We start from the raw sequence: 23,650 nt of genomic DNA, 5'->3' as shown, positions 1-23,650 counted from the left end.
CAAGGACAGGCGGGCGCGCACCATACGCCCCGTCGCCCCCGGATGCCACTCCCGCGCCGGATTGCCCACAGGCGCGCCGGCAATCAGCGCACGACGGTGATGGTATGCGCGGCCCGCGTCACGGCCGTATAGAGCCATCGGTCCCGATACTCGCGAAAGGCCCAGCTCTCGTCGAACAACACAACATCGTCCCACTGCGAACCTTGCGCCTTGTGGACTGTCAGCGCGTAGCCGTAGTCGAACTCGTCGGACCGGCGCCGTATGGCATAGGGAAGCTGCTCGGCGCCCTCTTCGAAAAGACCGGGCAGCACCTTGACCTGAACCTTCGACTTGCCGCCCGCCTCGTCCTCCGGGCGCACGTCGAAGCGCAGCGTGTTGCCCCGCGCCGGCCGCAACCGGTCAACGGTCCACAATCCGCCGTTGAGCAACCCCTTGGTCTTGTCGTTGCGCAGGCACACGAGCTTGTCGCCCACCGCCGGCATGGGCGTGGTGAACCCCTTCAGCTCGCGGATGCGGCCATTGTAGAGCCGCCGCGTCTTGTTGGTTCCGACCAGAACCTGATCGGCGGCCAGGATCGCGCCCGCATCGATCTCGCGCCGCGAGATGATCCGGCTGTCGCCATAGCGGCCCGGCGTCAGGTCGCCGCCTTCGCGGATCAGCATCGACATGTGAACAATCGGATTGTCGCGCGCCTGCCGGTGCACTTCCGACAACATGATGTCGGGTTCCGCCTCGGTGAAGAAGCCGCCGCCCTTGACCGGGGGAAGCTGCGCCGGGTCGCCGAGCACCAGCACCGGCGTCCCGAAAGACAGAAGGTCCCGGCCGAGATCCTCGTCGACCATCGAGCATTCGTCGATGACGATCAGCTTGGCCTTCGCCGCGACACTGTCACGGTTGATGGAGAAACTGAGCGAGCCCTCTTCCTCTTCCGTGTCGTCCTTGCGGCCGCGCGGCCGGTAGATCATGGCATGGATCGTGGTCGCGTCGACGCAACCCTTCTGGCGCAGCACATGCGCCGCCTTGCCTGTGAAGGCGCCGAAGGCGACATCTCCGTCGAGGCCTTCGGCCAGATGCCGGGCAAGCGTCGTCTTGCCCGTTCCGGCGTAGCCGAAAAGGCGGAACACCTGCTTGTCGCGTGTTTTCAGCCAGCGCGCCGTTTCAGCAAGCGCGTCCTGCTGCTGGGGAGACCAGTCCATGAAGCGATTCCCGTTTGGTTCGCTCCCTGTCTACAGCTTCGGCACGCGAAATGGCACCCGCCACGCGGGGCTTTTCACGGCCGCGGATAGAGCTTCACGCCTGTGCCCGTGACCGAAAAGCCGGCCATGTAAGGATCGCGTTCGTCGAGCGTGATCGTCGACGTCCCGGTCTTTACCGCCCAGCCTTCGATGGTCGGAATGATGGCGGGCAAACCGCCAACCGTCGTCTCCGCCTTGATCCCGCCGGTGAACAGCGAGCCGATGACGCTTTCATGCACGAAGCGGTCGCCAGCCTTCAGCAACCCGCGCCCATGCAACTGGGCAAGCCGTGCCGAGGTCCCTGTACCGCAGGGGCTCCGGTCAATCGCCTTGTCCCCGTAGAAGACGGCGTTGCGGGCATCCGCTCCCGGTTGCGTCGCAGGCCCCGTCCATTGGATATGCGTGATGCCGCGGATGCGCGCGTCTTCCGGATGGACCATCTCGAAAGTCTCGTTCAGCGCCGTCCGAAGCGCGGGACTGATCGCCACCAGCCGGTCGATATCGACCGAGCCGACGCCGGCGAAATTTTCCTGCGGCTCGATGATCGCGTAGAAATTGCCGCCATAGGCAACGTCGAACTTTAGCCGGCCAAGTTCCGGGCAGTCGATCTCCAGGTCTCGTGCTGCAAGGAAGGACGGCACGTTGGTCAGGCGCACGCTCTTCACGTGCTCGCCGTCCATCTCGTAATCGGCAATGACGAGGCCCGCCGGGGTTTCAAGCCGGGCAGTCCCCGGAGTTGCCGGCCGCAGCAGCCCTTCCTCGATCGCCATCGTCACCGTGCCGATGGTGCCGTGTCCGCACATCGGCAGGCACCCGGAAGTCTCGATATAGAGAACGCCGATATCGCAGTCGGACCGCGTCGGCGGGTAGAGGATCGAGCCGGACATCATGTCGTGGCCGCGTGGTTCGAACATCAGCCCGGTGCGGATCCAGTCATGGCGGGCGAGAAAATCGGCGCGCCGCGCCAGCATGCTGTCACCGGCGAGCTGCGGCCCGCCGCCAGCGACGAGGCGCACGGGATTGCCGCAGGTATGGCCGTCGATGCAGAAGAAGGTGTGGCGGGCCACGATGAGCTCCCGAATGGAGACCGGATGTCAGAACCGGTCGATGGCATAGGGCGAAAGGTCGATCGCTGGCGCACGGCCCGCGATCAGGTCGGCAACCAGATCGCCGGTAACCGCGGCCTGCGTCAAGCCGTGATGTGCATGACCAAACGCATAGGTAACGCCCGGCGTCGTGCGGCTGGGGGAGATCACCGGCAGGCTGTCGGGCAGGGAGGGACGGAACCCCATCCAGCGCTCGCCCCGCTCCGTGTTCAACCCCGGCACCACCCGTTTCGCCCGTGTGACAAGCGCATCGACCCGTTTCCAGTTCGGTGCGGCATCGAGCCCTGCAAACTCCACCGCCCCGCCAATGCGCAGGCCCGGCCCGATCGGCGACAGCACGAACCCGTAGCCCGCCAGCATGACAAACCGACGGAAGGAGACGCCCGGTTCCGGCACAGTGATATTGTAACCGCGCTCGGTGTCGAGCGGCACATCCTCTCCGAGCGCCGTTGCAAACCGGCGCGACCACGCACCGCAGGCAATCACCAGTTGTTCGGTCTTCCGGACCGGGCCGTCGCGCAGGCGCAGCACGGTCCCGTCGCCGCTGCGCCCGACATGCACGGCTTCACCGGCCTCGATCGTACCGCCACGCGCCCGCACATGGGCCGCCAGGTCGAGGCACATTCCGTGCGGGTCGTCGAGATGCATCCACCCCGGGATGAAGGCGCCTCCGGCGACCCCCGGTCCGAGATCCGGCTCCATCTCGCGCATCGCATCGCCGGAAAGCTCGTGCACCTCGATGCCGTGATCGCGCTGCAATTGCCAACCGGCACGCGCGGCCGCGATCTCCCGCGGCTTGTCGAAGACGTCGAGGCACCCCTCGCGGCGCACCCGTCCCCCGCTTCCCGTCTCGCTCCACAGCCGCTCCCATGCCGGCACGGCCGCGGCGTTCAGGGCGGCGATGGCGGAAATCGACCTGCGCCAGGACGCCGGCCGTGACGCCGCCACGAAACGCAGCATCCAGGGCAGTACCGAGATCGCATAGGAAGGCCGCAGCGACAGCGGGCCGAGCGGGTCAAACAGCCAGCCGGGCGCCTTGCGCCAGATACCCGGTGAGGCGAGCGGCGCGACATCCGTCCAGGCGATGCCTGACGCATTGCCGCGCGACGTCGCGCCGCCAGGCTCGCCCCGGTCGATCACGGTGACCGCATGGCCGCGCCCCAGCAGCGTCGCCGCTGTTGCAAGGCCGATCACGCCGGCGCCAAGAATGGTCACATGGGGCAGGTCGCTCATGATGCGGTTCAAACCTTGGGCAGGACCGGCCGGCAATCGAGCGCGGCACGGATGATGCCGTCGACCCGATCCGCCTCGGCTCCCGAAAGCGCCATGCGCGGGGCCCGGCAACGGTCATTGGACTGGATTGCGTGAACTTCCGCACGCTTGATGTTCTGCACCAGATTGGTCGACACATCGAGATCCAGCAAGGGGCGGAACCAGCGATAGATTGCCCGCGCCTCCTCGATGCGCCCGGCCTGCGCCAGCTTCCAGATGGCGACGGTCTCCTTCGGAAAGGCGACAACGAGCCCTGCGACCCAGCCGGTCGCACCCATCACCAGGCTTTCCAGCGCCAGATTGTCGACACCGGTAAAGACGTCGAAGCGATCTCCGAAATGCGAGAGCACCTCGCTGACCCGGCGGATGTCATCGGTGGATTCCTTCATCGCCACGACCAGCGGCTCGACGGCAAGCGCCTCGAACATCGGCCTCGTCACGTCGACCCCGTAGGCAACCGGATTGTTGTAGATCATTGCCGGCAGGCCGGCGGCACGCGTCACGGCAAGCAGGTGGGCAACGGTCTCGTGCGGCGCCGACTTGTAGGGAACGCCGGGAAGGACCATCAGGCCGTCGGCACCGGCTTTCGCCGCCGCTACGGCTGCGGCCGACGCACGCCGGGTCGAACTTTCGCAGACGGTCATCAGAACCGGCAAGCCGCCGGAAACCGACTTAGCGATCGAAAGGATCTCGAGCTTTTCCTCCGGCTCAAGCGCCATTGCCTCGCCAAGCGAGCCGCACACGATCAGGCCGTCGACGCCAGCCTCGATCTGCAGCGCGAAGCAGCGCTCCATCTCGGCCCTGTCGAGCCTGTCGTCATCGGTGAACTTGGTTGTTACCGCCGGAAAGACACCCTGCCACATGATTGTTTTCTCCCTGCCGCCAACTGATATATCAGCCTCCGGGACGCACATTTCCACGCGACTTTCTTTCTGTCAACAACTGATATATCAAGGTCGTGCAGCATGTATCGCGACGCCGGAAAAGAGCAGCAGGAGACGACGATGGCCCCCGAGCACACCGTGGCGACCGCCCTCGACAACGGCACCGGACAGCCCATGGCGCCGGCCGACGACGGCGGCGGTGGCGAGGAGAGCCGGGCGGCTCGGGCCTACCGGGCGTTGGAGGAGCAGATCGTCACCTTGCGCCTCACCCCCGGCGCGGCGATCACCGAAAGCCGGCTTGCGGCGCTGCTCGAAATGGGCCGTACGCCGATCCGCGAGGCAATCCAGCGGCTGGCCTGGGAGGGTCTGGTCACCATTCGCCCGCGCCTCGGCATTCTCGTCGCCGATATCAACCCCGGCGACTTCGGCCGTGTTCTGGATGCCCGCCACGCACTCGAACTTCTTTTGACAGGAGCCGCCGCGCATCTCGCCAGCCGTGCCGAGCGCGACAGCCTGGCCGACTGTGCCCGCGCCATGCGCGATGCCGCCGCACGTGGCGATGTCGAGGATTTCATGCGACAGGACAAGACCTTCGACGAGATCGTGGCGATCGCCGCGTGCAATCCCTTCGCCGCCCGCGTCGTCGCACCGCTGCAGACCCATTCGCGCCGCTTCTGGTTCCGCTATTTCGGCGAGACCGACCTGAATTCGGCCGCCTGGCATCACATGGAACTGATGCAGGCCATTGCCGGCGGCGATATCGCCGCCGCGCGCGGCAAGGCCGACGACCTCATGCATTATCTCCGCCGCCAGGCGATGACCCTCGCCTCGACCGGCATGCAGGTCGCCAGCTCAGCCGGTTGATCCAGCTGAGACGGGAGCCCGCGTTGCAATCGCCGTTGCATGAGCGTCAAGCTCTCACGTATTGTCGCACAAATTCTCTTTCGCTTGTCATTTCCCGTATCCTGCGAGTATTGCCAATGAAATTTATTGGGTTGCTTGGCGTTGCTTGCGGATTCTCCATCATGATTGCCGGCGCGATAGCGATTGCAGAAGCCGCCGACCGCAAAGCGTTCGACGATATCCTCAAAGGTTTCGGCATCATGTTCTTGGGTATCGCGATCCTTCCGTTGTTCAAAAAGACCATGCACCAGCTTTTTCCGCCCACCGCTGCCGACCTGGATCGCAAGAAGAGGCACGAACAAAGACGAGCCGAACTTCGGCAGCGAAGCGAGGAACGGCAGAAATTGTGGCAACGGCAACGCACGGATCGTCGCAACGCAAAGCTGGCCGCACGGCGCAGGAAGTTGCTGGATACCCTGCTCGACGAGAAAGTGGCGGAAGAGACCTCCGATCCGGCAGAAGCACAGCAGATCAGGGTGCACGTGCACCGTTTGCTGGAACCGGTGGTTGAGCACGGCGGTGGCAAGCAGGCCTTTCACCGCGCGCCGGCGCGTCTACGGATCGACATTCCTCTCCAATCTTCCGGCAACCCGACGAGCTGGATCGGCGGCAACCCATCCTTGCCCGATGGTACGGCCTGGCCCGAGATCGACGGCGTCCCCTGCGATTTCTACGCGCAGATCCATTGCCCTGACCTGCCTGCCGCGATCTGGGATGGCATGGCGCCGCGGGACGGCTGGCTTGTCTTCTTCGCCTCGCCCTCCAGCCTCGCCCACGTCAGGGTCCTCCATACGACCGAGCTCGGGCTTCCATGCAAGGCTCCGCGTCCACCCAAGCATTACGGCGGCTACCGCGACAAGCGGCCGCGATACAACAAACTCGCCGGTGATCTCGACAACATTCCTCCGCTGTGGCCGGTTGTCGTCCAGACCGTCGACGAGACACAGGGCGCGGTGCCCCGCGCGCCGACGATGGAGGCGCGCCACACATTGTCCTCGAAGCGCTCGGCGCTCCTTTCCGGCCCGATCGACACACCTCGCTTCCGTCCTTTCGACTTCGTTCCGCTTCGGGCCCTCATTGAAGACTTCGATGCCTACCTGCAGTCGGAGACAAGCCCGGAAAAGAGGAAGCAGTTGCAAAAGGCCGATCCCGAGGAAAAGCTCTACTCGGCACGGCTGCTCACCTTCGACGAGTATGACGCCCTGAAGGAGGCGTGCTTCGCCGAGACCGATTTCGACACATTTCCCGCCGCCGAGACCGAGCATCTCGTCGAGGGCCTGATGAAGCTCTCCACCCGGGACTGGTGGCAGACGGGCGGTGGCGGCCGGGTCGAGGTTCTGGGAACTCACCCAACTCCCTGCTCGAACTACAGCCAGCTTCTGGAAGTCCATTTGCGCCTTGCCTACGCCATGGACCCGACCTCGCTTCCGCCCGAGCACAGCGCGCAATTCGTGGAATTCTGGAAGCTGGCGGCCTCGTGCGAACCAGCCTTCATGGGCGGCACTCCGGAAGGATATCCTTACTCGGAACTGCAGATCCCGGTCCTGCTTCTGGAACTGCCCTGCAGCGACCTTCTAGGGTGGCATTTCGGCGACTTGTCCCGGCTAGGCTTCTTTATATCCTTCAAGGACCTGCGTCAGGGCAATTGGGAAAGGGCCTGGGGCGACGTGTCCGGTTAACCCCTCGAACACCCCGTCTCAGCCAGTTGATGCGGTCTCCGAACGCCGCTCTGCCCGCAAGACAAGGGCTATCCCGGCCAGCGCCGAAAAGGACAGGCACCCGGCGACGAAGGCGAGAGCCAGACCGGCCGCCGGGCCACCCGCATCGATCACGGCACCGATTGCAAAGGGCGCCGCCGCCCCGACGATCAGCACCGGCCGCGCGATCCGGCCAAGCAACCGCGCATAGCCCTGCGCTCCGAAGAGCGCCAGCGGCAAGGTTCCCCGGACAATCGTCACCAGCCCGTTCGATCCGCCGTAAACCACCGCGAAAACCGCCGCCGGCACCGGCTCCACACCTGCGAACACCAGCACGGCGAAGGCGAGCGGGATCAGGCCGGCCGAGACAAGCGCCACACCGAGGGGATGCGTCCGGCGCGCAAAGACAAGTTCGACCACACGGGCGCCCACCTGCGACGGGCCGATCAGGGTTCCGACAGCCACCGCGGTTGCCGCCGGCAGGCCCAGCGCGATCAGCGCGGCAAGCAGATGCGCGGAAAGTCCGATGAAAAGGAAAGCGTTGCAGGAAAACGAAAGCGCCAGAAGGGCGAATATGCGGCGGCGCGTCCGCGCCGAGGGTTCCACGCGCGGTGGTGCAACGTCGGCACCGTCTGGCCCGCCATGTCCGGCATCGCGGGAGGCTGCGACACCGCCCGCCCGCGGCAAGAGCAGATGCGCGGGAACTGCGAGAAGCAGCATCGCTCCGGCGAAGACGAGATAGGTCGTCCGCCAGCCGTGGTTCTCGACCAGCCACAAGGTTGCCGGCCATGCCAGCGTCGAAGCGAACCCGGCAATCAGCGTCAGCGCCGTGATCCGGGTACGAGCGGCAGCCCCGAACAGGCTGCCGAGCGTTGCAAAGGCGGAATCGTACAGCGTCATCGACATGGCGAGCCCCAACAGGGCCCACACCGCGAAATAGCTCGCAAGGCCGTTGACGAGGGACATTGCTGCCAGTCCCGTGGCCGCCACCAGCGACCCGATGACCATCACCTTGCGCCCGCCATGCACCTCGATCAGCCCGCCGACACGCGGCGATGCCAGTCCCGCAACGAGCAGTCCGAGCGAGAAACCACCAAGTCCGGTCGCCTTGGACCAGCCGAATGTTTCTGCGATACGCGGTGCCGTCAGGACCACCGCGTAAAACAGCGTCCCGTAGCCGAGGATCTGCGTGAGGCCGAGCAGCGCGACCGCGCGAACAGACGCTTTCACGTCACCCCCGGCCCCCGCAATGCCGCTCCCGGAAGCCCGGTGATGAACGGGCTGGCAATTTCCGGCCTGTCGGCGCAGCAGTCGCCGACGAGAAACCCGATCAGCCCGCGGGCTCCGTCAAACTCCGCGCGGTAGAAAATGGTGCGTCCCTCGCGTTCGGAGGCAATGAGACCGGCACGGACCAGAATGGCAAGATGGGTCGACAGCGTGTTCGACCGCACGCCGAGACGTTCCGCCAGATCGCCGGCGGCGATGCCGCCTGGTCCGGCACGCACCAGCGTCCGGAAAACGTCGAGACGCGTTTCCTGTCCAAGCGCCCGGAGCGCCGCGATGGCAGCCATTTTTTCCATGATTCGAGAAATATCGAACCAAGTACCCGGGCGCAATCTCCTTCCTGCACCCCTCATGTCGAGGGCCCCGCCAGGGGGGCACCCCGACCTGAAATTCGCCTAGAGTTCATCCTCGGACGGAATGTCCGGCTGGCGCTTGCGCGGCCGCGAGGCGCGTTTCGCCGGCTTCGGCGCAGACGTTTCCTCCGCCGGCAGGTCGACGGTCTTGCCGTCATCGGCAGCATCGGTTGTCCGGGTATCGGCCGTCGCGGCGGCGGTCAGCGCCACGGCCGCGGGCGGCACGGAGGACGGCGGAGCGTGGTAGGTGACCTGCGGGAACGGAATCTCGATGCCGCGCTCGTCGAACACCGCCTTGATATGCTCGTTATAGGCCCGCCCCACGGACCATTGCGAGCCCGGCCGCGTCTTGATGCGGGCGCGCACGGTTATGGCGCTGTCGCCGAAGGCGGTGATGCCGTGCATCTCCAGCGGTTCCAGGATTTCCGTCGCCAGATCGCCTGCCTTGAGGCGGTCGAAGGCGACATGCATCGCCATCTTCACTTCGCTCAGGTCGCTGTCATAGGCAACGCCGATGGCCGCCACATGATAGGCCCAGCCGCGCATGAAATTGGCAACCCGGTCGACCGTGGAAAACGGGATCATGTGCGCCGTTCCGTCAAGATCGCGCAGCCGCACGGAGCGGATCGTAAGCTTTTCCACCGTTCCCGTCACACCGCCCAGCGTGACCACGTCGCCTTCGTTCATCGCATTCTCGAACTGGATGAACGCGCCGGTGATGATGTCCTGCACCAGCTTTTGCGAGCCGAAGGAAATCGCCAGGCCGAAGACGCCCGCACCGGCGATCAGCGGCCCGATGTTGACGCCGATCTCGGACAGCGCCAGCAGCGTGATCATCACCACGAGCAGGATCGAGAAGGCATTGCGGAACAGCCCGAACAGCGTCTTCTCCCGGGAGGTCGGCAGCCGCCCGCGCGGGTTCATGCGCATATCCACCCAGGACATCACCCCGAGCCAGATCAGGAAGCCGACCAGCACGACAATACCGGCCGACGCGGAACGACCGACCCAGTCGCGCCCGTCATCCGAATCGAACCAGGTCAGCACGTCGACCGCGCCCCAGGCATGCAGGATGCCGATCACGACGCCGATGAAAACGCCGATGCGAATGAAGGAAAGTATCCGGGGGACGAAGGTATTGAGCCGCCGCTCCAGCAGCGGCATCCGCGCATGCACCGACTGCGGCAGACGGACCCCGCCGATGATTGCCCGCGTCAGGACCAGCGAAACGATCGTGCCTGCCATGATCGTCAGCACCGACAATGCGGTCGCCCGCACCATGAAGGCGGTGGCGTCGAACGGACGCGACAGCCACACCGAAAGCAGCAGCAGCACATAGAGGATCGCGCCTATGTGCCAAACCCGCGCCGCCACCTCCACAAACCCGGAAGCGAACACGTTGGTCTGTCTCTCCGCATAGGACAGGATGCGGTCACGGGTCGCCTGCCGGTTGCGCGTGATGGCGACGATGGCAAGCACCACGCTTGCAAGGACGATCATCATCCGCACGGAATCGGCCAGCAGGAAGGAGATGTTGCTCGACACCAGCGGCACCACGACCATCGTGCCGTAACCCAGCAGGTTGTAGATGACGAAGAGCCAGCGGCGCCAATAGAGCGCCTGGGCATCGTCCAGCGGCACCAGACGCAGCGCGCTGAACTTCGGGCTGAGCGCGAAACGCGTCGCGACCTTCGCCACCTGAACGAGGAAGAAGGTGTTCAGGAAGAGGGATTCGACAAGCTCGACCTTGCCTGCACTGCCGCTTGCATAGACGGCCACCGCATATCCAACGGCAATCGCGATGGCGACGACCGCCGCCTCGATCACGGCCCGCAGCAGCAGCAGGACCACCCGGCGCACGATCCTGGTGCTCTCACCCGCCCCCGTCAGCCTTGCGAAAACGCTGTCGGCCACCCGCCGCAAGCCGACGACGATGGCAAAGACGATCGAAGCGATGACGAGCAGCCGCAGGACGATCCCCTGGATGCGTTCCCAGTTGGCGCCCGCGCTGTAGGACAACGCGGCCGGCAATGACGTGAAGGCCCGGGTGATGCGCTCGGCATATGTCAGCCCCTGGCGCAGCAGGTCCTGCGTCGCCGTCGCGATCCGAACCGCGATGTGGCTCGGCTGGCGCTCCGCTCTTTCCATTGCCGCTTCCACCTCCGCCACGGCGGTATCGCCGGTTGTTCCTCCGGCGGATTCTGAGCGTGCGCTTGCTTCGGACGCGGCTGCGGGAGCTGTTTCGCCGCCGGACTGCGCCGGTTGACGACGCAGATATTCGACGAGCGCATCGCGGGCGCCGGGATCCTGCAGCAACCGGATCAGCGCTTCCGCTCCCTGTTCGGGTGACGAGGCGGCGGGAGACGCCTGTGTCACGGCGTCCTGTCCTGTCGACTGTGCGGCGGAAGGCTCAGACCCGGCGAGCGCGATCAGGACCGTCAGCAGCAGGCCGGCAACAGGCGCGAGCCAGTCCGAAAGGGAAGAAGGGACGAAGCGAGCGAGAGGGAGCATGCGGTCTCCAGATTGCCCGCAAGTCCGGCCCGGCGCCGGGCACGAGGCGCGGCCGTGAAACAAGCGGGTCGCGGCAACATGAGGGCCCCACGCTTGGCGTGCGGCCCTCGATTTCCCCTTCTTACCTAGCCGATACAGCCGCCCCGTCAACCAGACACGGCCCTCGATCCGCATCGCCAAGCCCTTCGGGCAACAACGCTGCCGGCATGTTCTGATAGGCCACAGGTCTCAGGAAACGCAGGATCGCCCGCGATCCCACCGAGGTCGAACGGGTGTCGGTGGAGGCGGGATAGGGGCCGCCATGCATCATCGCATGGCACACTTCCACACCTGTGGAATAGCCGTTGACGAGCAGCCGCCCCGCCTTTCGCTCAAGCACCGGCAGCAAGGCGCGTGCGACCTCCGTGTCGGCGTCCTCCATCAGCAGCGTCGCCGTCAACTGCCCCTCGAGCGCCGCAGCCACTGCCGACCGTTCGTTCTCGTCCCGGCAGCGCACGACCAGCGCGGCGGGGCCGAACACCTCTTCATGAAGGCCGGGCCCGACCAGAAACGCCGACGCGGTCGTCTCGAACACGGCAGGCGCCACATGGCAACCGTCTCCGGCGCCGCGATCCGCCTCGCCACGGCGGCTGGCAACCCCGCCCCGGTCACGCTCCTCGACCGCGCGGCGATAGGCGCCGGCGATCCCCGCATTCAGCATCGGTTGTGCCGGAACCTTGGCAAGCACCTCGTCCGCGGCCGCGAGGAACGCATCGAGATCCGCTCCATCGAGCGCCACCACGACGCCCGGATTGGTACAGAACTGGCCAACCCCGAGCGTCAGCGATTGCGCCCACGCCGCACCATGCTCGGCCGCGCGCTCGGCAAGGGCCGCAGGCAGGGCGAAGACCGGGTTGACGCTGCCAAGTTCCCCGTAGAAAGGGATCGGCTGCGCGCGTGAAACCGCGATGTCGAACAGGGCCCGCCCGCCCTTCAGCGAGCCGGTGAAGCCGACGGCCTGAATGAGCGGATGGGCGACCAGCGCGGCGCCCGAGGCGTGTCCCGCGCCCTGTATCAGAGAGAAAACACCCGTCGGCATGCCGCAGGCGCGGATCGCCGCCAGCACGGCACGGGCGACCAGTTCGGCCGTGCCGGGATGCGACGGATGCCCCTTGACCACCACCGGACAACCGGCAGCCAGCGCCGAGGCGGTGTCGCCGCCGGTGGTGGAGAAGGCGAGCGGAAAGTTCGACGCACCGAAGACGGCCACCGGCCCGATCGGGCGCAGGACGGAGCGGATATCGGGGCGCGGCGCCGGCTTGCGATCCGGCAGGGCGGTATCGATACGCGCATCAAAGCAGTGCCCCGCCTCGATCCAGTCGGCAAAGAACCGGAGCTGTCCGGTGGTCCGGCCGAGTTCACCGGTCAGGCGTGCCTCCGGCAAGGCACTTTCCGCCCGCGCTCGCGCGACGATGTCCGCGCTGGCCGTTTCCATCTCGCCGGCAATGCAGCGCAGGAACGCGGCGCGCTCGGCGATCGGACGGGCGGCATACTCGGAAAAGGCGGCCTCGGCGGCCGACACGGCCCGGTCGACGGTCGTGGCATCGGCCTCCGCGAAGGCAGGTGCAAGCAGTTCCCCCGTCGCAGGATTGCCGGCCTGGAAAGTGGCGGCTCCCGCGATCCAGGTTCCGTCGACGAGATGCTGGCCGCTTGGCATGGAAGTCTCCTTGGTTGATGTCGGGGGTCCCGCGCCGTGCGTCGGCTGACCGGCAAAAAGCGCGAAAGGAACTCGACGTGTGATATATCAGAGTGAAATCAGCGGCGCGACCGTCATTTCAGTGCAACTGATTGGTAACGGGCGGCTGTTACCCTTCGTGTCCTGAGAAGGACACTGGATGCTCAACGAACTGTTGAAGCTCGCTCGCAACCCGACCCGCGAGGCGCGCCGCAAGTTGTTGCAGCGCGTCGCCGACCTTTTTTTGGACCGCGTCGGACATCACAGCGACGAAGAGCTTCGTCTTTTTTGCGAAATCATCATGAAACTTCTGGACGGCAGCCAGATCGAGGACCGCGCCCGCCTGTCTCAACGCATGGCACCGTGGAGCGAAACGCCGCATCCCATCGCCTATCGTCTTGCCACCGACGAAATCACGGTTGCGCAGCCGATGCTCGAGCTCAGCCCTGCCCTGACCGAAGCCGACCTGCTGAAGATCACAAGGCGGATGCCGCAATCCCACCTTGTCTCGGTTGCCAGGAGGACAGAGCTTCCCGGCCGGGTCTCCGACGCACTGGTCGAACGGGGCCCCACCAGGGTCTGGCGCGCCGTGGCGGAGAACACCAACAGCGACCTTTCCGACTGGGCTCTGCGGACCTTGGCCAAGCGCTCGCTCTCGGACATGCCATTGCGCAACAAGATGGCCGCGCGCTCCGATCTGACACCGCTCATCTGCGAATGGCTGATCCCGCATGTCAACGCCAGCACCCGGGTGCGGCTCGAGGCCATCATGAGCGGTGCGGATCCGCGCGACCTGACGGCAGCCGACGTCATGCGTCAGGACATGCGCCGCCGCTTCAATCTGTTCATGGAAACCTGCGACGTCGAGGAGGCCTGGCGCCTCGTTCAGTCCGGCGAGTACCGGCTGGGCTCCATGCTGCTTGTCCTGCTTGCAGAGGGGCGTACCAACGACGCCTTCGATCTCGTTGCCCGACAGACCCGTCGCAGCCTCGGCGCCATCCAGAAGGCTGTTTTCCAGGACGGGATCGACGAACTCATTTCGCTCTGCCACGCGGCCGGCACGTCGGACCAGGTTTTTCTTGCCCTGGCGCATCTGCGTTGCAAGCACCTGCGCATTCCCGAAAGCCAGGCCTTGCGCTGGCTTGACGCCTATCGACGCTCCAGGCCGGCCGAACCGATGCCGAACGACGTTTCGGATCAAGGTCCGTCCAAGTCACCGCAGAAGCGTGATCACCGGCCCAATGGCTGAGCCGGTGCACCCTCCGGCACACGTCCACGCGACTGCGTCCTAGCCGCGATGGGCGAGCCAGGCCCCGCAAGCCGTCAGCAGCGTCGCCGCGCCATAGCACCACAGCCCGGGCAAGGTCGCCGCCGCTGCAAGACCGCTGGTCTTGGCCGCGAAAACGACCAGTGCGACCAGCATCACATCCATCATCGACCATCTGCCAAGCGCATTCATGAGCGCAAGCCCGAGCCCCGACCGGCCGGCAACCGCAGCGACATGCAAGGCGAGGATCTTGGCTGCGGGAAAGGCGATCGAAAGCCCTCCCACAAGCACGGCAAGTCCGGCCTCGCCGTCACGCCAGAGGCCGTTGACGATCTCGACCAGCGACGGTCTGTCAGTGAGGAAGAAGAGCCGTTCCAGCTCCATCAGGGGCAAGGTCAGGCCAAGTACGAAAGAGACGGTGGCCGAGGGAAGCAACAGGGAAAGAACAAGGCGGCGCACGTGTCAGGTTTCCCGTCCTTGATGCAACGCCGGCGAGCCCGGCCTGCCGGCGGCATGGCGCTCACGCCGCAGATGCAGCAGCGGATAGGGGCGCGCCTGATCATCCGCATGAACGCTGCTATCCCACGGGATGCCGGCAACCGCAAGATCGTATGCGTTCAACGCAAAACAGGCGCGCGCCGTGGCCGGCACCCACCCCCGAGCACGCGGAAGGGCGTTGAACGCCTAGCGCGAGGTCCCGCCGGTCTTGCGACGCCCGGCAATCTCGTCCAGGGCATCCTGCTCGGCCGCTTCGCGCTCGTTGCGCTCGCGGATCTGGTCCCGCTCTTCCAGAAGCTCGAACTTCTTCAGTTCCTCGAGCGCGGCACGCAGGTCCTCGCGGGCAGCTTCCAGCTGGTCGGTCAGCTCCTCGGCCGAGTTGAGCAGATTGTCGCGACGCTGTGCGGCCGCCTTGGCGAAGGTCGGATAGGCGAAATGGCCGACATCCGTGATGCCGACACGCTGCTGCTCGGCGGCAATCTGGTCGTCCAGTTCCCGGGCCATGCGCTTGAACTCGTCGACCATCGACTCGATCTGAGCCAGCTGGCGACGGCGCTCGTCGACCTGGAACTGCTTCAGGCGAATGAGACTCTCACGCGACTTCATTACTCGATACTCCCGTTACCGATGCCAACCTACGCGAGAGTCATTTCCAAAAGGTTGGCAAGATCACCATAGCCCGCTTCAATCGAACTCGCCTCCCCTTTCGATTGCCCGAGAAACGTTTCAAGCGCGTCATGTCGCAGGATCGCCTCGTCGACAACGGCGTCCGATCCGCGCTTGTAGGCGCCAAGCCGGATCAGTTCCTCCATGTCCGTGTAGGTCGCCATCAGGGCGCGCGCCTTGCGCAGCAGGGGCTGCACATTGTCCGGCACGCAGCGCGGCATGGTGCGCGACACGGATTTCAGCACGTTGATCGCCGGATACCGGCCGCGTTCGGCGATGGCCCGCTCCATCACGATATGCCCGTCGAGAATGCCGCGCACCGCATCGGCAACCGGTTCGTTGTGATTGTCGCCCTCGACCAGCACCGTGAAGAGCCCCGTCACCGAGCCCGCACCGGCACGCCCCGGTCCGGCGCGTTCCAGCAGCCGCGGCAGCTCCGTGAAGACGGTCGGCGTGTATCCCTTCGACGTCGGTGGTTCGCCGACCGACAGGCCGATCTCGCGCTGCGCCATGGCAAAACGCGTCACCGAATCCATCATGCACATGACGTTCTTGCCCCCGTCACGAAAATGCTCGGCCACGGTCATCGTCAGATAGGCGGCCTGACGGCGCATCAGCACGCTTTCGTCCGAGGTGGCGACCACCACCACGGAACGGGCCAGCCCCTCCGGCCCGAGATCGTCCTCGATGAATTCCTGGACCTCGCGGCCACGCTCCCCGATCAGGCCGATGACCGCGACATCGGCGGCCATGTTGCGCGCGATCATCGACATCAACACCGACTTGCCGACGCCGGAGCCGGCGAAGATGCCCATACGCTGCCCCTCGCAGCAGGTGACGAACGTGTTGAGCGCCCTGACGCCGAGATCCAGCGGCGGGCCGACACGGCCGCGCTCGTTGGCCGGCGGCGGCGTCGCCCTGAGCCGGCGCGGCTCGCCTCCCGCCGGCAATGCACCGCGGCCGTCGATCGGTTCGCCCATGGCGTTGACCACCCGTCCGAGCCAGGCGTCGCAGGGATAGGAAAGGCTTTCGCGCGCCACAAGGACCGCCCGGCAGCCCATTCGCACCCCCTCGAGGCCCGCGAAGGGCATGCACAGCGCCCGCTCCTCGCGAAAGCCGACGACCTCGGCATGGACCGGCTGACCGCCCTCCCCGCTTTCCACAGCGAGCAGCGCCCCGACGCTCATCTCGTGGATCGGACCGGCGATTTCCAGCAGCAAACCCTGCACGGAGACCACCCGGCCATAGACCTCCGCGGGCATGAGCGCTTCCAGTTCTGCAAACAACGGGTCCATCTGATCCTCAAGGGTCGGTAAAGAAGGTCCCAGAAAGCGACCTCACGGTAACCTATCATTTACGAGTTTGGTTAATCTTAACTGCGAGGGTTCATGGATGGAAAGCCAGCCTGGGACCCGCGTTCGGCGTAGAGGTGAGTCACGTGAGTCGTTTGTAGCGGCTCGTTAATGTGAAACTTGAAGATTCTATGGAAAGGATTTCCATTGATTTTTCAAGTGATTGGAAAAGATTTCCAATCTACCCTCATCGGAGCTTGCAGGTGTGAATCAGAATTTGTTAACCATTGTCTCACACAGTGAGTCGAGGTTAACTGCAGTCCTTAGAGCACCGGGAGCGTATCGGCCGGCGCGGCTTGCCCAGGATAGGCAGACATAGGGGATTGGCATGCGTGTCCTGTTGATCGAGGATGACAGCGCCACGGCGCAGAGCATCGAGCTGATGCTTAAGTCCGAAAATTTTAACGTCTACACGACGGATCTTGGCGAGGAAGGTATCGACCTCGGCAAGCTCTACGATTACGACATTATCATGCTGGATCTCAACTTGCCCGACATGTCGGGTTATGAGGTCCTGCGCACGCTTCGCGTGTCCAAGGTGAAGACACCGATCCTTATCCTGTCCGGTCTTGCCGGCATCGAGGACAAGGTACGCGGTCTCGGCTTCGGCGCTGACGACTACATGACCAAGCCGTTCCACAAGGACGAGCTCGTGGCCCGCATCCATGCGATCGTGCGCCGCTCCAAGGGCCATGCCCAGTCGGTCATCACCACGGGCGACCTGATCGTGAATCTCGACACCAAGACCGTCGAGGTATCCGGCCAGCGCGTGCATCTGACCGGCAAGGAATATCAGATGCTTGAGCTTCTATCCCTGCGCAAGGGGACGACGCTCACCAAGGAGATGTTCCTCAATCATCTCTATGGCGGCATGGACGAGCCGGAACTGAAGATCATCGACGTGTTCATCTGCAAGCTCCGCAAGAAGCTCGCAGCCGCCACATCGGGAAAGAACTATATCGAGACCGTCTGGGGTCGTGGCTACGTGCTGCGCGAACCCGAGGAAAAGGCTGCCTGAGGCACACGCCTCCCGCACCTGCCTTTTCGGTTCCTCCGGCCCTCGACCTCAGCCCGCCTGTCGGCGGTGCACGGCAGTCCGGCCTGCTTCATGCGGGTGCTGCTCCGGATGGTTCATCGGAACACCTTTCAAAAGCCTCGCCATTGGCGGGGCTTTTGCCATTGACCCGGTTTTCCGGAAACCTTTTCCACTCCGTTTTACCGGCAGCACGGATCGGCATCGCGCCGCGCCCGCATCTCCAGTCCGAGGGCTGATCGCTACGTGCTCCGGTGACGATTGGACACGCCTGCGGAGAGCAGGCGGCAGAAACTGTTCTGCGACAGGCACCCTCAGGAAGAAAATTCCGTTCCGGCAGAAAAAATAGAACAATGCGTTCTATTGTAAGCGGTGGAGCGCGGCATTATCGTGCGCTCAAGGCCGTCGCCACGCAAATGCAGCTTCCACAAGGTAAAACACCGGAATGCTCCCGGCGCGACCGAAGATACAAACGGGAGATTTTCAATGATCGTTCGCCGCACCATGAAGGCTGCGCTACTGGGCGTCAGTCTCGCCCTCATCGCAGCTACCGCCGCGCAATCCAAGACGCTTGTCTATTGCTCGGAAGGTTCGCCGGAAGGCTTCGACACCGCGCTTTACACCTCCGGCACCACCTTCGACGCGTCCTCCAAGCCGGTGTACAACCGTCTTGTCGAGTTCAAGCGCGGCACCACCGAGGTCATTCCGGGTCTTGCCGAAAGCTGGAGCGTTTCCGACGATGGTCTGGAATACACGTTCAACCTGCGCAAGGGCGTCAAGTTCCACACCACGTCGTTCTTCACGCCGACGCGCGACTTCAACGCCGACGACGTGATCTACTCCTTCGGCCGCCAGCTCGACAAGGATCATCCCTGGCATGCCTATACGGCCGGCGCCTCGTGGGAGTATTTCAACGGCATGTCGATGCCTGATCTCATCAAGGAGATCGTCAAGGTCGACGACCACACCGTGAAGTTCGTGCTCAACCGGCCCGAAGCGCCGATGCTCGCCAACCTCGCCATGGACTTCGCCTCCGTCCTCTCCGCTGAATATGCCGACAAGCTCGCTGCGGAAGGCAAGATGGAGATGATGAACCAGGAGCCGCTCGGCACCGGGCCGTTCTCCTTCGTCGGTTACCAGAAGGACGCGGTCATCCGCTACCAGGCCTTCGCCGACTACTGGGGCGGCAAGCAGCCGATCGACAATCTCGTCTTCGCCATTACCACCGATGCGGCCGTTCGCCTGCAGAAGCTGAAGGCAGGCGAGTGCCACGTCGCGCCCTATCCGGCCCCGGCCGATATCTCCGACATCAAGGCTGATGCGAACCTGACGCTGATGGAGCAGCAGGGCCTCAATGTCGGCTACCTCGCCTACAACACCCAGATGGCCCCCTTCGACAACCCGAAGGTCCGCAAGGCGTTGAACATGGCCATCAACAAGCAGGCCATTCTCGACGCGGTGTTCCAGGGCTCCGGCCAGGCAGCCAAGAACCCGATCCCGCCGACCATGTGGTCCTACAACAATGCCGTCGAGGACGACGCCTACGATCCGGATGCCGCCAAGGCGATGCTTGAGGAAGCCGGTGTTTCCGACCTCAAGATGAAGATCTGGGCGATGCCGGTGCAGCGGCCCTACAACCCGAACGCCCGCCGCATGGCCGAGGTGATCCAGGCCGACTACGCCAAGGTCGGCGTCGATGTCGAGATCGTGTCCTACGAGTGGGGCGAGTATCTGTCCCGTTCCAAGGAGAAGGACCGCGACGGTGCCGTCCTGCTCGGCTGGACCGGTGACAATGGCGACCCGGACAACTTCCTCGCCGTTCTGCTCGGTTGCGACGGTGTCGGCGGCTCCAACCGCGCCCAGTGGTGTCACCAGCCCTTCGAGGACCTGATCCAGAAGGCCAAGGTGGTCTCCGACAAGGACGAGCGCACCAAGCTCTACGAGCAGGCACAGGTCGTGTTCAAGGAGCAGGCCCCGTGGGCGACGATCGCCCATTCGGTCGTGTTCATGCCGATGTCCTCGAAGGTCAGCGGCTATGTCATGGACCCGCTCGGCGGCCACTGGTTCGACGGCGTCGATATCGCCGAGTGATCCTCGCATCGAAGCGCCGCCACGGTCCCTCCGGGGCCCGGCGGCAGCCCGTCGATTTACCGCACCGGCCCTTACCGGCCGGTGCGGTCGTTTGGATGCATCAAGATGATCCGCTTTCTCTTCAACCGGTTGCTGCTGCTCGTGCCGACCTTTCTCGGCGTGACCATCGTCTCCTTCGGGTTCATCCGCCTGCTGCCTGGCGACCCCGTCCTGCTGCTCGCCGGTGAGCGCGGCGTTTCCGAGGAGCGCTACAGGCAACTGATGGAGCAGTTCGGGTTCTCCCGTCCGATATGGGAGCAATATCTCGACTATCTCGGCGGCGTGCTCACCGGTGACCTCGGTAACTCCATCGTCACCAAGAAGCCCGTCGTCACGGAGTTTCTGGCCCTGTTCCCGGCAACCGTCGAGCTGGCACTGTGCGCCATCGTCATCGCCGTGGCAATCGGCCTGCCCGTCGGAATATTCGCCGCCGTCCGCCGCGGCTCCGTCGCCGACCAGGCGCTCATGGGAACGGCGCTCGTCGGCTATTCGATGCCGATCTTCTGGTGGGGACTTCTGCTCATCATCCTGTTCTCCGGCATCCTGCAATGGACACCGGTTTCAGGCCGCATATCGCTGATGTTCTTCTTTCCCCAGGTGACCGGTTTCATGCTGATCGACAGTCTCCTGTCGGGGCAGAAAGGCGCCTTCACCTCCGCCCTCAGTCACCTTGTGCTGCCTTCGATCGTGCTGGCGACGATCCCGCTCGCGGTGATCGCCCGGCAGACCCGCTCGGCGATGCTCGAGGTGCTGGGTGAGGACTATGTCCGCACCGCCCGGGCCAAGGGCCTCGCGCCCTCGCGGGTCATCGGCCTGCATGCCTTGCGCAACGCCCTCATCCCGGTGATCACGACAATCGGCCTGCAGGTCGGTGTGCTTCTCGCCGGCGCGATCCTGACCGAAACGATCTTTTCCTGGCCGGGGATCGGCAAGTGGATGGTCGACAGCATTTCGCGGCGCGACTACCCGGTCGTGCAGGGCGGCCTGCTGATGATCGCCGCCATCGTGATGCTGGTGAACCTGACCGTCGACATGCTCTACGGTCTCGTCAATCCGCGCATCCGCCACAACTGAGCGCCGGAGACAAGACAATGACCGAACCGTCCACCGGAGCTCCCCCCATCGCTGCCAGCATCGCCGCCGAAAGCCGCAATGCGACGCGCAAGATGCTGGCCGAGTTCTGGTTCTACTTCTCGCAGAACCGCGGCGCCGTGATCGGCCTCGTTGTGTTCGTGACCCTTATCATCGTCGCGCTGGCCGCCCCCCTGGTGGCTCCGCACAACCCCGATCTTCAATATCGCGACAGCTTCCTGACGCCGCCGTTCTGGTCGGAGGGTGGAAAGGCCACCTTTCTGCTCGGCACCGACGCGGTCGGCCGAGACATTCTCTCCCGGTTGATCTACGGCGCCCGCTTCTCGCTGTTCATAGGTCTGATCGTTGTCACCATCGCCCTTTCGGGCGGCATCGTTATGGGTCTCGTCGCAGGCTATTTCCGCGGTTGGGTCGACACGGTCATCATGCGGGTGATGGATGTCATCCTCGCGTTTCCCTCGCTGCTGCTCGCGCTCGTTCTGGTCGCCGTCCTGGGTCCCGGCCTCGTCAACGCGATGATCGCGATCGCGGTTGTCCTGCAGCCGCATTTCGTCCGCCTCACCCGGGCCGCCGTGCTGTCCGAACGCGGCCGCGACTATGTCGTCGCCGCCAGGCTTGCCGGAGCGGGCAACATCCGGCTGATGTTCAGGACGATCCTGCCCAATTGCCTGGCGCCGCTTATCGTCCAGGCGACGCTGTCCTTCTCCACCGCCATCCTCGACGCCGCCGCACTCGGTTTTCTTGGCATGGGCGCCCAGCCTCCCACGCCCGAATGGGGCACGATGCTCGCGGAAGCACGCGAGTTCATCCTGCGCGCCTGGTGGGTCGTCACCTTCCCCGGCCTCGCCATTCTGGTGACGGTGCTTGCCATCAACCTCGTCGGCGACGGGTTGCGCGATGCCCTCGATCCCAAGCTGAAGCGGAGCTGAGATCATGAGCCTGCTCGAAATCCGCAATCTCAGGGTCGAGTTCGACACGGCCGGCGGCGCCTTCCATGCGCTTGACGGGGTCGATTACTCCGTCGAGGCGGGCGAGGTGCTTGCCATTGTCGGCGAAAGCGGTTCCGGCAAGTCGGTCGCCATGCTGGCCCTGATGGGTCTGCTGCCCGACACCGCGACAGTGTCCGCCGACCGCATGACCTTCGAAGGCATCGACCTGCGCACCCTGACCGCGGCCCAGCGCCGCAAGGTCATCGGCAAGGACATCTCGATGATCTTTCAGGAACCGATCGCCAGCCTCAATCCCTGCTTCACCGTCAGCTTCCAGCTCGACGAAGTGCTGAAGACACATACGGACATGAACCGCCGGCAGCGACGCGACCGCATCGTCGAACTGCTCACCGCCGTGGGCATCCCCGAGCCGGAGCGCCGCATGCAGTCCTTTCCGCACCAGATGTCCGGTGGCCAGTGCCAGCGCGTGATGATTGCCATCGCCACCGCCTGCCGCCCCAAGCTGCTGATCGCCGACGAGCCGACAACCGCTCTCGACGTGACCATCCAGAAGCAGATCCTCGATCTCCTGACGACGCTGCAGCGTGACCACGGCATGGGACTGATCATGATCACCCATGACATGGGCGTCGTTGCCGAGACCGCCGATCGCGTGGTCGTCCAGTACCAGGGACGGCAGATGGAAACGGCCGATGTGCTGACCCTCTTCGAGAACCCGTCCAGCCCCTATACAAAGGCCCTGCTCTCGGCATTGCCGGAAAACGCCACCGGCGACCGGCTGCCAACCGTTGCCGATTTCGCCGAGACCTTTGCGGCCGGAACGGCCGGCAGCACGGAGGCCCGTCGATGAGCGATCCGATCCTCAAGGTCCGCAACCTGACCCGCGACTACGTCATCAGTTCAGGCCTGTTTTCCGCGCCACGTCTGCTCCATGCCGTCAAGGATGTCAGCTTCGATGTCGAGCGCGGCTCGACGCTCGCAGTCGTCGGGGAGAGCGGTTGCGGCAAGTCGACACTCGCCCGCATGCTGACGATGATCGACGCACCGACCTCCGGCACGATCGAGATCGACGGCACGCAGATTGACATCGCCCGGCATGGCATGACGCGCGAGATGCGCCAGGCCGTGCAGATCGTCTTCCAGAACCCCTATGGTTCGCTCAACCCGCGTCAGAAGATCGGAGCGGTGCTTGAAGAGCCACTGCTTCTGAACACGACCATGAACGCGGCTGAACGACGTGACGCGGCGCTTGCCATGCTGGAAAAGGTCGGTCTGAAGCCCGAACATTACGGCCGCTATCCGCACATGTTCTCCGGAGGACAGCGCCAGCGCGTCGCCATTGCCCGCGCCATCATGCTGCGTCCCAAGCTGCTGGTGCTCGACGAGCCGGTCTCTGCGCTCGATCTTTCCGTTCAGGCGCAGATCCTCAACCTCCTTGCTGACCTGCAGGAGGAGTTCAACCTCACCTATGTCTTTATCAGCCACGATCTCTCGGTGGTGCGCTACATCGCCGACAAGGTCATGGTGATGTATTTTGGCGAGGCAGTGGAATACGGCACCCGCGACGAGGTTTTCACGGCTCCGGCCCACGAATACACGCGCACTCTCTTCGCCGCGACGCCCCGCGCCGACGTCGAGAGCATCCGGGCACGTCTTGCGACGAAGCGCGTTGCGGCCGGCTGAAAGCCTCGTTTACTGGGGGC

At 64.7% G+C, this 23,650-nt stretch carries 20 protein-coding genes; 9 read left to right on the top strand and 11 right to left on the bottom strand.

The window, feature by feature from the left end; all coding sequences use genetic code 11:
• Positions 1-83: 83 nt before the first annotated feature.
• The 4 genes from ACN0T5_RS01785 to ACN0T5_RS01770 form a co-directional block, all read right to left on the bottom strand.
• On the bottom strand, positions 84-1,196 hold the full coding sequence (locus ACN0T5_RS01785; RefSeq protein ID WP_306029044.1) for an ATP-dependent DNA helicase: 1,113 nt from the start codon (positions 1,194-1,196) through the stop codon (positions 84-86).
• A 74-nt stretch (positions 1,197-1,270) separates the two neighbouring features.
• A complete protein-coding gene (locus ACN0T5_RS01780; RefSeq protein ID WP_417766899.1) occupies positions 1,271-2,302 on the bottom strand; it encodes a 4-hydroxyproline epimerase in 1,032 nt (343 codons plus the stop codon).
• A gap of 27 nt (positions 2,303-2,329) precedes the next feature.
• A complete protein-coding gene (locus tag ACN0T5_RS01775; RefSeq protein ID WP_417766898.1) occupies positions 2,330-3,574 on the bottom strand; it encodes an NAD(P)/FAD-dependent oxidoreductase in 1,245 nt (414 codons plus the stop codon).
• Positions 3,575-3,582: 8 nt separating this feature from the next.
• Complete coding sequence (locus ACN0T5_RS01770; protein ID WP_417766897.1) at positions 3,583-4,476, bottom strand: dihydrodipicolinate synthase family protein; 894 nt, start codon at positions 4,474-4,476, stop codon at positions 3,583-3,585.
• Positions 4,477-4,617: 141 nt separating this feature from the next.
• Between ACN0T5_RS01770 and ACN0T5_RS01765 the strand changes: the two genes are divergently transcribed.
• Both ACN0T5_RS01765 and ACN0T5_RS01760 read left to right on the top strand, forming a co-directional pair.
• Positions 4,618-5,361 (top strand): GntR family transcriptional regulator, encoded by a 744-nt coding sequence (locus ACN0T5_RS01765; protein WP_417766896.1) that lies wholly within the window; start codon positions 4,618-4,620, stop codon positions 5,359-5,361.
• A gap of 116 nt (positions 5,362-5,477) precedes the next feature.
• Positions 5,478-7,079, top strand: coding sequence for a DUF1963 domain-containing protein (locus ACN0T5_RS01760; RefSeq protein WP_417766895.1), 1,602 nt, complete (start codon positions 5,478-5,480; stop codon positions 7,077-7,079).
• A gap of 18 nt (positions 7,080-7,097) precedes the next feature.
• Here ACN0T5_RS01760 and ACN0T5_RS01755 read toward each other — a convergent pair whose 3' ends face one another.
• The 4 genes from ACN0T5_RS01755 to ACN0T5_RS01740 all read right to left on the bottom strand — a co-directional run bounded on the left by ACN0T5_RS01755 (position 7,098) and on the right by ACN0T5_RS01740 (position 12,941).
• A complete protein-coding gene (locus ACN0T5_RS01755; RefSeq protein WP_417766894.1) occupies positions 7,098-8,327 on the bottom strand; it encodes an MFS transporter in 1,230 nt (409 codons plus the stop codon).
• Positions 8,324-8,668 (bottom strand): ArsR/SmtB family transcription factor, encoded by a 345-nt coding sequence (locus ACN0T5_RS01750; RefSeq protein WP_417766893.1) that lies wholly within the window; start codon positions 8,666-8,668, stop codon positions 8,324-8,326. Before ACN0T5_RS01750 ends, ACN0T5_RS01755 begins: the two co-directional genes overlap by 4 nt.
• A gap of 108 nt (positions 8,669-8,776) precedes the next feature.
• Positions 8,777-11,245 carry a mechanosensitive ion channel domain-containing protein gene (locus ACN0T5_RS01745; RefSeq protein ID WP_417766892.1) on the bottom strand — a complete coding sequence of 823 codons (2,469 nt, stop codon included), beginning with the start codon at positions 11,243-11,245 and terminating at the stop codon, positions 8,777-8,779.
• A gap of 121 nt (positions 11,246-11,366) precedes the next feature.
• A complete protein-coding gene (locus ACN0T5_RS01740; RefSeq protein ID WP_417766891.1) occupies positions 11,367-12,941 on the bottom strand; it encodes an aldehyde dehydrogenase (NADP(+)) in 1,575 nt (524 codons plus the stop codon).
• A gap of 178 nt (positions 12,942-13,119) precedes the next feature.
• On the opposite strand from ACN0T5_RS01740, the gene ACN0T5_RS01735 reads away from it, so the two are divergent.
• The gene (locus ACN0T5_RS01735; protein WP_417766890.1) at positions 13,120-14,208 is read left to right on the top strand and encodes a DUF2336 domain-containing protein; all 1,089 of its coding nucleotides are present in this window, start codon (positions 13,120-13,122) and stop codon (positions 14,206-14,208) included.
• A 39-nt stretch (positions 14,209-14,247) separates the two neighbouring features.
• Here ACN0T5_RS01735 and ACN0T5_RS01730 read toward each other — a convergent pair whose 3' ends face one another.
• The 3 genes from ACN0T5_RS01730 to fliI all read right to left on the bottom strand — a co-directional run bounded on the left by ACN0T5_RS01730 (position 14,248) and on the right by fliI (position 16,685).
• On the bottom strand, positions 14,248-14,685 hold the full coding sequence (locus ACN0T5_RS01730; protein ID WP_417766889.1) for a paraquat-inducible protein A: 438 nt from the start codon (positions 14,683-14,685) through the stop codon (positions 14,248-14,250).
• Positions 14,686-14,910: 225 nt separating this feature from the next.
• Positions 14,911-15,330 carry a flagellar export protein FliJ gene (gene fliJ / locus ACN0T5_RS01725; RefSeq protein ID WP_417766888.1) on the bottom strand — a complete coding sequence of 140 codons (420 nt, stop codon included), beginning with the start codon at positions 15,328-15,330 and terminating at the stop codon, positions 14,911-14,913.
• A gap of 29 nt (positions 15,331-15,359) precedes the next feature.
• The gene (gene fliI / locus ACN0T5_RS01720) at positions 15,360-16,685 is read right to left on the bottom strand and encodes a flagellar protein export ATPase FliI (protein ID WP_417766887.1); all 1,326 of its coding nucleotides are present in this window, start codon (positions 16,683-16,685) and stop codon (positions 15,360-15,362) included.
• Positions 16,686-17,070: 385 nt separating this feature from the next.
• On the opposite strand from fliI, the gene ctrA reads away from it, so the two are divergent.
• The 6 genes from ctrA to ACN0T5_RS01690 all read left to right on the top strand — a co-directional run bounded on the left by ctrA (position 17,071) and on the right by ACN0T5_RS01690 (position 23,630).
• On the top strand, positions 17,071-17,760 hold the full coding sequence (ctrA, locus tag ACN0T5_RS01715; RefSeq protein ID WP_306029058.1) for a response regulator transcription factor CtrA: 690 nt from the start codon (positions 17,071-17,073) through the stop codon (positions 17,758-17,760).
• 501 nt (positions 17,761-18,261) lie between these two features.
• Complete coding sequence (locus ACN0T5_RS01710; protein WP_417766886.1) at positions 18,262-19,866, top strand: ABC transporter substrate-binding protein; 1,605 nt, start codon at positions 18,262-18,264, stop codon at positions 19,864-19,866.
• Between the two features lie 105 nt (positions 19,867-19,971).
• The gene (locus tag ACN0T5_RS01705) at positions 19,972-20,979 is read left to right on the top strand and encodes an ABC transporter permease subunit (protein ID WP_417766885.1); all 1,008 of its coding nucleotides are present in this window, start codon (positions 19,972-19,974) and stop codon (positions 20,977-20,979) included.
• 92 nt (positions 20,980-21,071) lie between these two features.
• The gene (locus tag ACN0T5_RS01700; RefSeq protein WP_417766995.1) at positions 21,072-21,926 is read left to right on the top strand and encodes an ABC transporter permease subunit; all 855 of its coding nucleotides are present in this window, start codon (positions 21,072-21,074) and stop codon (positions 21,924-21,926) included.
• A 4-nt stretch (positions 21,927-21,930) separates the two neighbouring features.
• Positions 21,931-22,797, top strand: coding sequence for an ABC transporter ATP-binding protein (locus ACN0T5_RS01695; protein WP_417766884.1), 867 nt, complete (start codon positions 21,931-21,933; stop codon positions 22,795-22,797).
• Positions 22,794-23,630, top strand: coding sequence for a dipeptide ABC transporter ATP-binding protein (locus ACN0T5_RS01690; protein ID WP_417766883.1), 837 nt, complete (start codon positions 22,794-22,796; stop codon positions 23,628-23,630). Before ACN0T5_RS01695 ends, ACN0T5_RS01690 begins: the two co-directional genes overlap by 4 nt.
• Positions 23,631-23,650 lie beyond the last annotated feature (20 nt).

Source organism: Stappia sp. (assembly GCF_048261845.1).
In the GTDB taxonomy this organism is placed as follows: Bacteria; Pseudomonadota; Alphaproteobacteria; order Rhizobiales; family Stappiaceae; genus Stappia.
The sequence above is the reverse complement of the archived record's forward strand: the minus strand, read 5'-3'. Positions and strand labels throughout refer to the sequence as shown.